Origin of the sequence: Allotamlana fucoidanivorans (assembly GCF_045788535.1) — a bacterium.
Lineage (GTDB): Bacteria > Bacteroidota > Bacteroidia > Flavobacteriales > Flavobacteriaceae > Allotamlana > Allotamlana fucoidanivorans.
Genome location: NZ_CP074074.1, coordinates 1820520 through 1833027, shown reverse-complemented (window position 1 = coordinate 1833027; position 12508 = coordinate 1820520). Strand labels below are relative to the sequence as shown.

Genomic DNA, 12508 nt, shown 5'->3' with positions numbered 1-12508 from the left:
TCAGCAACGCTAAAAAAAAGAATACTTTAATTTAAATTATCACCATAAGCCCAGCCATCTCTTACTGGCTCCTTTAAGAAGACATCGAGTTCTGGCTTATTGGTCACTTTTAAATTTTCAGCATCAAACTTTATTACACCACCAAAACGCTGCGCCATAACGCCTACCAAGGCCATTTCTGTTAAATTGGCCGCATAATCAAAATTGGATCCCGGCAACGTATTATCTTTTATGGCATCAAGCCATTCTTTATGAGGTTGATTATTACCTACCCTTGGTATTGTTTTACTGGGTGCATCCTTTAAAAATGCCGCCCATTCATCCTCCGACACTAATAGTTTTGGTTTTTCAGGCCTTGCCCCTGTTATTAGCGTTCTCTTACTTCCTATCATGAGCATACCTCCTTTAGGGTTTAACTCTTGAATTCCCCATTCTGGTTTGATTTTAATATTTGGCTTTTTATAACCTTCATGCCAAGTAAGCTTAACCGCTGGTTTATTATCTCGTTTTTTAAAATCAAACACAACTGTAGACCTGTCTGGCATAAAACCTTCATGATTAAAACTGCCTTTTGGAACTTCAGCCTTAACCTTATGTGGTGACCCTAAATTTAATGCCCAAAATGGCGCATCTAAAGTATGGCATGCCCAATCGCCCAATTGCCCCAAACCAAAATCATAAAAACCACGCCACGATTTTGGCGCATAAGCAGAATTAAACGGACGCTTTTTTGCGGGGCCTAACCAAAGATCCCAATCTAAATAATCAGGAATTGCATCTTCTTCAGGTGGAAATTGACCTGGCTTGGTAAAATAATACCCAGGCTCAAACCTATTAACACCACGCCATGCATGTACTTCTTTCACTTCCCCTAATACATCTGCATCATACCACTCTTTTATTAATCTTATCCCTTCAGTAGTATGCCCTTGATTCCCCATTTGAGAGACTACGCCATAATACTTTGCTGCCTTTTTCAGTGTTCTTAATTGCCATATATTATGCGCTAATGGCTTTTCTACATAAACATGTTTTCCCAACTCCATAGCCGCCATAGTTGCTGCAAAATGTGTATGATCTGGGGTTGAAATAACCACCGCATCAATCTCGCTATTCATGTTATCGAACATCTGCCTAAAATCCTTAAAAGTCTTTGCTTTCGGATAATTTAACGCTGCTTGCTCTAAAAACCGTCGATCTACATCACATAAGGCGACAATATTATTGCTTTCAGAAACCATTTTTAAATTGTATCCTCCCCTATTTCCTACACCAATAACCGCTATATTTAATTTGTTATTTGGCGAAACACTGAGTAAACTAGGAAGCACAGCAAAACCTGCGGAAGCTATTGCTGTTTTTTTAACAAATAATCGTCTTGAAATGATTGATTTAGTCATGTTTAAATTCTATTAGTTTAGTTCTCTAAGCCAAATATTTCTGTAACTCACACGACTATTATCGCCGTGATCTTGCAATTTTAAAGGCGCCTTACCATGAGCCTTATTTTTAGGCCAACCTCTATATTCTGTAGTGCCTTTTATTTCAAAATGGTCTTGAATCAAAACACCATTATGCAATACCGTGATTGTGGCAGATTTCATTTTTTCACCGTCCTTATTAAATTCAGGTGCATGATAAATAATATCATAACTATTCCACGCTCCCGAAGGCACCGAAGCTACTACTAATGGTGCCGATTGCTTGTAAATAGCCCCCACTAATCCGTTAACATAGGTTTCGTTATCATTATTATCCAATACTTGAACCTCATACCTTCCCTGAAGAAAGACGCCACTATTTCCTCTATGCTGTCCTTTTCCCTGAATATCTTTGGGCGACTTCCACTCAATATGCAATTGCACAGAACCAAAACTTTGTTTGGTTTGAATATCACCTGACTTATCCTTTACAGTCATACTTCCATCGTTATTTAACTGCCATTCAACAGGTCTATTGTCTTTTGAATGTTCCCAATGATTAAAATCTGTTCCGTCAAATAACACAATAGCATCACCAGGTACATCACCGTGAGCTTTTGGATTTACTTTAGGTGGAACCGGAGCATAAAATTCGGTTACTTTTGGGTTAGTAGGTTCCTTTATCTTCTGAAAAGTTCCTGTCTCAATAGCCTTTTGAATAGCTTGTTTTTCCTGACAACCCACACCTAACGTAATAAACAACAAAAACACAACCAATAAATGTTTCATAAATAACTATTAGATTATATCCCTAAAATAGTTTTTAATTGTGCTACATCTGTTTCGCCTCCAGCAAAATCATCAAAACTACGCTCAGCTGCTTCAATAATATGTTTTTGAATAAAAGACGCTCCCTCTCTTGCGCCTTGCTCAGAAGATTTTATACAACACTCCCATTCCATAACCGCCCATAAATCTAAACCATACTTGGTTAGCTTTGAAAAAATACCACTGAAATCAACCTGACCATCTCCTAAAGATCTAAATCGCCCAGCACGATCTGCCCAAGCGCTATATCCGCCATAAACACCTTGTTTTCCTGTTGCATTAAACTCTGCATCTTTAACATGAAAGGCCTTTATACGTTCGTGATAATAGTCTATAAATGTCAAATAATCCAGCTGCTGCAAGACAAAATGACTAGGATCATACAAAATATTGGCACGTTTATGATGCCCCGTAGCCTCTAAAAAACGTTCATAAGAAACCCCGTCATGTAAATCTTCTCCTGGATGTAACTCATAACACACATCAACACCATGTTCATCAAAATGATTCAATATAGGCAACCACCGTTTGGCTAATTCCGCAAAACCAAGTTCTACCAATCCATTGGGGCGTTGCGGCCACGGATATATAGTATGCCACAATAAAGCGCCTGAAAAGGAAGCATGCGATTTTAAACCTAACCTACCACTTGCTGTACCTGACTTCTTTACAAAATCTATAGCCCATTCTGTTCTTGCTTTAGGGTTGCCACGAACCTGCTCTGGAGCAAACCCGTCAAACATTGTATCATAGGCAGGATTTACGGCCACTAATTGACCTTGTAAGTGAGTAGACAGTTCTGTAATCTCTAAACCAAAACCATTGACTTTACCTTTTAATTCATCACAATAGGTCTGACTTTCAGCGGCCCTTTCAATATCAATTAAATGAGACTCCCATGTTGGTATTTGAATCCCTTTATACCCTAAATCCGAGGCCCATTTACACATCCCTTCCAAGCTATTAAATGGCGCTTCATTACTAGCAAACTGTGCCAAAAAAACAGCAGGTCCTTTTATTGTTTTCATGTTTTAATATATTAATCTAATGTTGTCCAAGCCGCATTATTCTTATTACTTTCAACCGCAGCATATATAAATTTCATGCCGCGCACCCCATCATCAATTGTAGGGTAATCAGGAAATTCAATGGTTTCACCTGCTAAAACCGCCATAGCATGGGTGGCAAAATTTTTATAAATGGTTGCAAAAGCCTCCAAATATCCCTCTGGATGTCCCGCTGGTATTCTGGAAACATTCAAACATTCTGGATATAAATTATTTCCATTAGGTGTGTATACTTTAATAGGATCGTTAAGCCAGTGTGTTATCAATTGGTTAGGGTTTTCTTGATGCCATTCTAAACTTCCTCTTGTTCCATAAACCTTAATAGCCAAATTATTCTCTTCACCCAATGCTATTTGAGAAATAGACATAGTTCCTTTTGCTCCATTACTCATACGCAGCAACACATTACCGTCATCATCAAGCACTCTTCCTTCCCCAAACACACCAAGATCGGCCGCTAATTCATCAATCTTCAAACCTGTTACATACTCAACTAAATTTTCAGCATGTGTACCAATATCACCTAAAGCGCCGCCAATACCCGATTTTGTTGGATCTACCCGCCAAGCCGCTTGTTTATTATCGGTACTTTCAACAGCTGTAGATAACCATCCTTGCAAATACTGTACTTGAATTTTTCTAATAGTTCCTAAATCGCCATTAGCCACCATGGCTCTCGCCTGCTTCACCAGCGCATTCCCTGTATAGTTATGAGTTAAAGCAAACAGCTTACCACTTTTAGCTACAATAGATTCCAATGCAAGCGCCTCGTCAAGCGTAAGCGTAACTGGTTTATCACAAACTACATGAAATCCGTGTTCTAGAGCCATTTTAGCCGGCGAAAAATGCATATGATTAGGCGTTACAATAGCTACAAAATCCATGCGCTCCTCCTCTGACAAAGCCTTCTCTTTTAAAATCATTTCTTCATAACTACGATAGCATCTATTTTCTGGCAAGTATAATGCCTGTCCTGATTTTATCGATTTTTCAGGATCACTACTAAACGCCCCACAAACCAATTCTATGAGCCCATCAATTGAAGCTGCTTTTCTGTGCACATCACCTATGAATGATCCCGAGCCGCCACCAATCATTCCCATTCTTAATTTTCTACTCATTTTTTTATACTTCAGAAGTTTTTACTTGTCGCCGCATGTAAAGATGTAACCCCATAAAAGCCACGATTAAAATAGCTGGCAAAAGAGACATTGTACGAAGTGCTTCAGCAGCACTTGCATTATCCATTAAATTTCCCATAATTGGTAAAACAATAGACACCGAAAACATGCCTGCGCCTCCCATAATAGACAAGCCCAAAGCACCTGTTTCGGGTAAATATTCCGCAACAAAACCTAACATGGTTGGCCAAAAGAATGTGACACCAATAGCAAAAATAGCCGCCGCCACAAAAGTTAAGCCTCCCGTAGTCATTGTAAGCATCCAAAGCCCTATAAATGTAAAAACCGCCGAATACAACAACATACCCGATGGTTTCAATTTATGCACCACCTGACCTGCAAACATACGCCCAAACGCCATGATTCCATTGATAAACGCTAATACTAATAATGGTGCCGTTACCGATTCTTTTAATAACGACTCTATACGTTGTGTAGTTCCTAATTCAGATGCTGCTGTTAAAAACATGCAACACACCATAAACAAGAATAACGGTTTTAAGACACTTTTAAACATATCTTTATTACTTATTCCCAACTGCAGGCGTTCGGTTATAGGTATTTTTTGTCCAAAAAACAACACACCATAAAACACCAAAGGAATAAACAAGGTACTAACCATAGCCTCCCAGCTTAAGCCTAGCACATCCATAGTTAGCCAGCCTATTAATGACCCAATTACAATACCTCCAGGAAACCACACATGAAACCTATTAAGCATTTTCGTTTTTTCTTCGGAATACATAGAGGCTATCATAGGGTTCAATGCTGCCTCAACAAAACCATTACCTATTCCAATGAATAAGGTAGCTATAAATAACGAGGTCATAGAGTCAGCTAAAAGCGTTAATACAATGCCAATGGTATGTGTAATAAAGGCCAACCACGTAATTCTTTTTATACCCATTAAATCTACCAAGGGTCCTCCAATAATCATCGCAATAGTAAACCCAAAAAAGGCAGGTGCAAATGCATATCCTAATTGTTCAAGCGTCAAGCCCATACCCTCTGGACCAAAAACGGTTTCTAACCTTGCTCTAATTGCAAAGGTCATGGCTGTGGTTATTAATGCCAAACAACTTGCCAGAAACAATCTGTTTTTATTAACGTGCTCCATAAATTTATATAGTTTAGTTATTTCGTTTTGATTAAGACAGTTCTCTACCTACTTTAATAAGCAAATCTCTTGTTAACTGAATACCTTTTTCTTCTGAAACATTGTTACCTTCAAACTCCACACCCACAAAGCCTGTATATTTAAAATCCTTAACCATGGTCATCATACGTTTAAAATCAATAGTTGTTTCATTACCATGTTCATCAAAATCGTATGACTTGGCACTCACTGCTTTGGCAAAAGGCATTAATTGCCTCATGCCTTTATATCTATCATAAGCGTCTACACAGTTTTTGTCTTCATCTTTGGCAATACAGAAGTTTCCAAAATCGGGTAAGGTACCACAATTAACATGTCTCACCTGTGAAAACACGCGAGACATCCAGTCTCCATTTGAAGAAAATCCACCATGATTCTCAACCAGTATATTAATGTCTGAACCTTCAGCAAAGTTGGATAGCTTTTCCAAAGAATCAATAGCCGCTTTCATAGCATCATCTTTATCTGTTCCTCCTGCTAAATTAACCCGAATAGCATGGCATCCTAAAAAATGTGCGGCATCAACCCATTTATAATGATTTTCAATAGCTTTTAGCCTTCTGTTGTCATCGGCATCAGCCAAATCCCCCTCTTGATCAATCATAATAAGTACATTTTTCTGACCTTCAGAATCTGCTATAGCATTCATCTCTTTAAGATATGCCATATCTTTCACTTTATCCTTAAAAAACCCATTAACATACTCCAAACCATTACAACCTAACGCTCTTGATTTAACCGCAAAATCAAGATTATTCATGTTTCCAGATCTTAAGGCCCGATGCAATGACCATTGCGCTAATGATATATCAAAAAACAACGAGGACTCTTTAGAAACTGTTTCCTTTGAAAGTTCAACCTCTTTTTTTTTCTTTTCATTACAAGCGTACACCCCAAGAGCAGAAAGCGCTAAGCTTGCTTGAGAGGCTTTAACAATAAATTTTCTTCGCTCCATATTTTTGATTTGTCCTTTGGTATAACCTTGTGAAAAATATATAAAAAAAGAATAGTTCCTGTTTGTTTTTATTCAGTGAAAGAATTTAAACAAATTAGATTTCAGGATAGGCACTAATATTTTGATCAATACAAAACCGAGCTCTAAACTCATTTGGAGAACACTTTTCATGCTTTTTAAATACGGTAGAAAAATATTGACTTGTAGTAAACCCACACATATAAGCCACATCACTTACCGTTAAATTCGGATTATTTTTCAAAATACCTTTTGACATTTCCAGCCTCCGCATCGTTAAATACCGCATAGGTGTCACATTAGTTAACTGTTTACAATGATGGGTAAACCTGGTTAAACCAACACCTGCAGATTTTGCCATAAGATCTATAGTCCACTGCTCTGAAAGTTTCTTATCTAACTCTTTCAAAAAATACTTAACACTTCTTGAACTATCTGTTAAAGACTCATTTAATTCAATATTTTCAGTATTCAACAAGTCTAAAATTAATATCAGCAAATAATTAATAAGCAATCTAATTTTTGACGCATTACTACCCTGATCATCTGTATTAATTGCTTGATTTATACGCTTAAAACAATCTCTAACACGTTGATCTGTTTTAAGAATAGACTTTTTATTTTGCCTCAAAATGGTTGTTAACCGCAACAAATCATCTTTAGTTAGCGTAATCCAATCCGGCCAGACCCATTCTTGATGTGGTCTTCTCACACCCAAATCTATTATAACCCAATAAAATTTCCCCATTCCTATAAATGGATTACCAACCTTATGCGCTTCCCACGGTCTAGTAATAGTTAAATGATTTGGTGTAAGCAAAACCTCCTTGTCTTCCTGAGCATAAGGCATAGAACCCGATTCTAGAAAATGAAACTCAATACCTTCATTTCTATGCCAGTCTAAGCCCCAGTCTTGAGGCTCATTGGCATCCCAGTACCCTATACTATTTAACCCAAGCGTATTTTCATCTAACCTATCTCCTGGATACGTATGCCTTGCCAAGGCCTTAAATTTTAATTTCCCCCTTTTAAAAGCATCAATAAGCGGCAAACAGGTATCCGCATGATACACTACTCCATCCGCCTCATAAGGCTTTATTTTCTGTATATTTACTTTCACTGAAATATTTTAAACACTTTATCTCTGCAAAATAGCTATTTTTCCGTTTACTATAAAAGTATTTATTGTTTTATGATATTTTAACAATTTTACTAACTAAATATTACTAAATTATAGACTATTTAAATGATTAATAAACCCATTACGGAAAATCCTGAAACATATGACGCCATTGTTATTGGTACTGGAATTAGTGGCGGTTGGGCTGCCAAAGAACTTTGTGAAAACGGACTAAAAACTTTGGTTTTAGAGCGCGGACGTATGGTAAAACATATTGAAGACTACCCAACCATGCACATGGATCCATGGGATTTTAAACACCGTGAAAGACAGCATCCTGACGCATTAAAGAACCAACACAAACAAAGTCAACTATGGAATGGTGGGCTAACGCGTCCCGATACAAAGCACTGGTTTGTTGATGACTTAAAACACCCATACAACGAAACCAAAGAATACCTTTGGCTAAGAGGCTATCATGTTGGCGGACGCTCTATCATGTGGGGCAAGCAATCGTATAGATTGAGCGATCTGGATTTTGAGGCAAATAAAAAAGATGGACATGGGGTTGATTGGCCCGTGCGCTACAAAGACATTGCCCCTTGGTATGATAAGGTTGAAGAATTTATTGGCGTTTCAGGTGAGAATCTGGGCTTACCTCATCTTCCAGACGGAAAACTAGAACCTCCTATGGAACTGAACTGTGTTGAAACAGATTTAAAAGATAAGATTTCTGAAAATTTTGATGATAGACTTTTAACCATAGGAAGGGCGGCCCATATTACGGGCAACAAACATCACGAAGGGCGAAGTAAGTGTCAATACCGAAATAGATGCATGCGAGGCTGTCCCTTTGGAGGATATTTCAGCAGCAACTCTTGTACCCTACCAGCAGCAGAACGCACCGGAAACATGCATTTAAGACCTCATTCTATTGCTTATGAAATTGTTTATGACGAGAAATTAAAAAAAGCGACAGGCGTAAAAGTTATTGATGCAGAAACGAATGAAAACCTATTTTTTAAGGCCGATATCATTTTTTGCTGTGCTTCAACAATTGCTTCTACTAGTATTTTGATGCAATCAAAATCAAAACGTTTCCCCAACGGACTGGGAAATGATTCGGGTGAATTAGGTCATAATCTTATGGATCACCACTACGCAGTGGGCGCACAAGCCGAAGTAGATGGGTTTTCAGATAAATATTATAAAGGGCGGCGTCCAAATGGCTTTTATATTCCTAGATTTAGAAATCTTGGTGATGATAAAACAAAACAAAAAAACTTTCTTAGAGGCTACGGATATCAAGGTGGAGCAAGCCGAACCAATTGGCAGCATGCTGTCTCTGAATTAAGTTACGGCAAAAATTTAAAAGATGACATTTTAAAACCTGGCCCATGGCGCATTGGTATGGGAGGTTTTGGTGAATGCCTGCCATATCATGACAACAAAATAACGCTAAACTATGACAAGCCTGACCAATGGGGATTGCCAACGGTAACCTTTGATGCCGAAATCAAAGAAAATGAAATAAAAATGCGAGAAGATATGAGAGACCAGGCCATTGCCATGTTAAAAGCAGCTGGTTATAAAAATGTAAAAGGCTACATAGGAAAAGCCATACCAGGAGCTTGCATTCATGAAATGGGAACGGCTAGAATGGGATATGATCCTAAAACATCTGTTCTCAACAAATACAATCAAATTCACTCAGTCCCCAATGTATATGTCACAGACGGTTCGTTTATGACCTCTTCAGCTTGTCAAAACCCATCGCTTACCTACATGGCTTTTACAGCCAGAGCTGCCAATCATGCGGCCAAAACATTTAAAAAGAATAAAGACAGCTAATGGCATGGATAGAAGAACAGCAATAAAAAACTTAGCTAAAGGTTTGGGTGTTGCAGCTGCAACACCTACTATAATGCATATTTTGGTATCATGCCAGGACAAAACAGAAACATGGGAACCTTTATTTCTGTCTGCAGAGGAAAAGCATATTGTCACTCATTTGTCCAATCTATTTATTCCAAAAACAGACACTTTAGGCGCTTTAGATGTTAATGTTCCTCAGTTTTTAGACATGATGTATCACGACATTGAATTAAAGCAAAATCAAGATATATTTAAAAAAGGTGCAACTTATTTTTCGCATGTATTTACTAAAACATTTAACAAACCAGTTGCTTCAGGAACAAAAGAAGATTTCAATCACCTTTTAGATATATATTTTAACCGTTCTGAAACAGATAAGCAGACCATTATTAAAAGACAAAATCAAAAATTAAACCATATTCCTAAAGATGAATTAGAACCTTTTCACGTGTACAAATTTTTATTTTCAGTAAGATATTATGCCATTTTTGGTTACTGTACATCAGAAGAAGTTGGTGAAACGATTTTAGCCTATGATCCTGTTCCAGGTAATTATTTAGGTTGCATCCCTCTTGAAGAAGCAACACAAGGAAAAACGTGGTCTTTATAAATTAAATTATGAGAGAAACTTACGATGCCATTGTAATAGGCACAGGCATAACAGGTGGCTGGGCTGCTAAAGAATTATGTGAAAACGGACTCAAAACTTTAGTTCTGGAACGCGGAAGAATGATAAACCATGTAGCAGATTACCCTACCATGAACTTAGACCCCTGGGATCAAGAACTGAGAGGCGCAACAACCCCCGAAGAAAAAGCCAGACAACTAAAACAAGGTAGAACGGGTTATACCATAAAAAATGAAAGCAGACATTGGTTTGTTGACGATATTGATCATCCTTATAATGAAACGAAACGCTTTGATTGGATGCGCGGTTATCATGTTGGGGGCCGATCAATTACCTGGGGCAGACAAAGCTACAGGCTAAGTGATTTAGATTTTGAAGCCAACATCACCGATGGCCATGGTGTTGATTGGCCTATAAGATATAAAGACATAGCCCCGTGGTATGATTATGTTGAAACATATATTGGAGTAAGTGGAGAAGCCTTAGGATTACCACAACTTCCTGACGGTATTTTTGAACCTCCCATGGAACTCAATTGTGTGGAGCTTCACTTAAAGGAACAAATGTCAAAAAATCATGGCCGCGTTTTAACCATTGGAAGGACAGCTAATACTACCAGTAATAAACTTCATGAAGGCCGGGGAAAATGTCAATTTAGAAACAGATGCATTCGCGGCTGTCCTTACGGCGGATATTTTAGCAGCAATGCCTCTACTTTACCAGCAGCGCAACGTACAGGAAACATGACACTCAGACCGCATTCTATTGCGTATGAAATCATCTATGATGCCAACAAAAAAAAGGCCACTGGCGTTAAAATAATTGATGCACAAACTAAAGAAAAACTTGAATTCAAGGCGGATATCATTTTTTGTTGTGCTTCTGCTATGGCTTCGGCTAGTATTTTATTGCAATCAAAATCAGATAGATTCCCTGATGGTCTTGGAAATGATTCAGGAGAATTAGGACATAACATTATGGATCATCATCTTGGAGCGGGCGCTTCAGGGTCTATTGAGGATTTTGATGCGTTTTACTATAAAGGCAGACGCCCTAATGGTTTTTACATTCCTAGATTTAGAAATCTTGGTGACAACGCCAGTAAACAAAAAGACTTTTTAAGAGGATATGGTTATCAAGGTAGAGCTAGTCGAGGGAGTTTTTCTGAATACGTTGCTGAATTAGCTTATGGAGCGGAGTTCAAAGAAGAAATTCTTAAACCCGGTGAATGGAGATTGGGCATGGGAGGGTTTGGCGAATGTTTGCCCTATCACGACAATAAAATGACTTTAGATTATAATAAATTAGATCAATGGGGATTACCAACCATAACCTTCGATGCCGAATGGAAAGAAAATGAATATACCATGAGGAAAGATATGGTTAACCAGGCCGTAGATATGTTAGAAAAAGCAGGGTTCAAAAATATCAATACTCGAGATACGCCGAAAGCTCCTGGTATTGGTATTCATGAAATGGGCACCGCTAGAATGGGGCACAATCCTAAAACATCTGTGTTAAACAAAAACAATCAAATTCATTCGGTTCCAAATGTTTATGTTACAGATGGCGCTTGTATGACCTCTTCAGGATGTCAAAATCCGTCGTTGACTTATATGGCACTTACAGCGAGAGCTGCCCATCATGCTATCAAACAATTTAAAGCCTTAAAAAATGAATAGACGTGACGCTATAAAAAATATTGGTTTAACCTTAGGTTATACCGCAACAATTCCCAGTGCTTTTAGCATACTACAAAGTTGCCAAACAAAAGAAAACCAATGGAAACCCATATTCTTTGATACAGATGAAGGCCTTGTTATAAAAAATCTCATCGATCTCATGTTACCTAAAACAGAAAAAACTCCCGGAGCTCTTGATGTTAATGTACCAGAATTTATAGATTTATATGCTTATAAGGTTTATGATCAAGAGCAAGCTGCTCAATATCGAATTGAAATTCAAAGTATTTTAAAAGCCTTACCTATTACAGAATCTGGCGTTAGTAAGTTAAAAAACGAGGATTATGATGACTTACTTAAACGCTATTTAAAAACCTCAAAAAAAGAGCAACAGCAATTTAAGAAAGATAAAGACATAACCTACAAAGCTTTAGTAAACTTAAGAAACCAAGCTGTATGGGCTTTTAAAACCAGTGAAGTAATTGGAGAAAAATGTTTTAGCCTATGACCCTATTCCAGCCTCCCAAAAAGGCTGTATCTCTGTTGAAGAAGCCACGAGAGGTAAAGCCTGGTCTTT

General features: G+C 37.9%; 11 protein-coding genes. 4 read left to right on the top strand and 7 right to left on the bottom strand.

From position 1 onward, the window contains the following. Positions 1 to 26 precede the first annotated feature (26 nt). From KFZ70_RS08400 to KFZ70_RS08370, 7 genes are all read right to left on the bottom strand, one after another. Complete coding sequence (locus KFZ70_RS08400) at positions 27 to 1400, bottom strand: Gfo/Idh/MocA family protein (RefSeq protein WP_139695242.1); 1374 nt, start codon at positions 1398 to 1400, stop codon at positions 27 to 29. A 12-nt stretch (positions 1401 to 1412) separates the two neighbouring features. After that, positions 1413 to 2210, bottom strand: a complete 798-nt coding sequence (locus KFZ70_RS08395) for a DUF1080 domain-containing protein (protein ID WP_139695243.1) — start codon at positions 2208 to 2210, stop codon at positions 1413 to 1415. A 14-nt stretch (positions 2211 to 2224) separates the two neighbouring features. Beyond that, the gene (locus tag KFZ70_RS08390) at positions 2225 to 3277 is read right to left on the bottom strand and encodes a sugar phosphate isomerase/epimerase (RefSeq protein WP_139695244.1); all 1053 of its coding nucleotides are present in this window, start codon (positions 3275 to 3277) and stop codon (positions 2225 to 2227) included. Between the two features lie 11 nt (positions 3278 to 3288). Then, a complete protein-coding gene (locus tag KFZ70_RS08385; protein ID WP_233244001.1) occupies positions 3289 to 4437 on the bottom strand; it encodes a Gfo/Idh/MocA family protein in 1149 nt (382 codons plus the stop codon). 4 nt (positions 4438 to 4441) lie between these two features. After that, positions 4442 to 5614 (bottom strand): sugar MFS transporter, encoded by a 1173-nt coding sequence (locus tag KFZ70_RS08380; protein WP_139695245.1) that lies wholly within the window; start codon positions 5612 to 5614, stop codon positions 4442 to 4444. A 31-nt stretch (positions 5615 to 5645) separates the two neighbouring features. Beyond that, positions 5646 to 6608 carry a sugar phosphate isomerase/epimerase gene (locus KFZ70_RS08375; protein ID WP_139695246.1) on the bottom strand — a complete coding sequence of 321 codons (963 nt, stop codon included), beginning with the start codon at positions 6606 to 6608 and terminating at the stop codon, positions 5646 to 5648. Positions 6609 to 6702: 94 nt separating this feature from the next. Continuing rightward, positions 6703 to 7746: a helix-turn-helix transcriptional regulator gene (locus KFZ70_RS08370; protein WP_139695247.1), complete on the bottom strand. Its 1044-nt coding sequence runs from the start codon at positions 7744 to 7746 to the stop codon at positions 6703 to 6705. 126 nt (positions 7747 to 7872) lie between these two features. On the opposite strand from KFZ70_RS08370, the gene KFZ70_RS08365 reads away from it, so the two are divergent. From KFZ70_RS08365 to KFZ70_RS08350, 4 genes are read left to right on the top strand one after another with little or no spacing between them, the layout of a single operon-like run. Continuing rightward, positions 7873 to 9597, top strand: coding sequence for a GMC oxidoreductase (locus KFZ70_RS08365; RefSeq protein ID WP_139695248.1), 1725 nt, complete (start codon positions 7873 to 7875; stop codon positions 9595 to 9597). Between the two features lie 4 nt (positions 9598 to 9601). Next, positions 9602 to 10231: a gluconate 2-dehydrogenase subunit 3 family protein gene (locus KFZ70_RS08360; protein WP_158293173.1), complete on the top strand. Its 630-nt coding sequence runs from the start codon at positions 9602 to 9604 to the stop codon at positions 10229 to 10231. 8 nt (positions 10232 to 10239) lie between these two features. Further along, positions 10240 to 11931, top strand: a complete 1692-nt coding sequence (locus KFZ70_RS08355; protein WP_139695250.1) for a GMC oxidoreductase — start codon at positions 10240 to 10242, stop codon at positions 11929 to 11931. Then, entirely contained in the window at positions 11924 to 12439 is a 516-nt protein-coding gene (locus KFZ70_RS08350; protein WP_407516163.1) for a gluconate 2-dehydrogenase subunit 3 family protein, read from the top strand. Before KFZ70_RS08355 ends, KFZ70_RS08350 begins: the two co-directional genes overlap by 8 nt. The last annotated feature ends 69 nt before the right edge of the window (positions 12440 to 12508 follow it).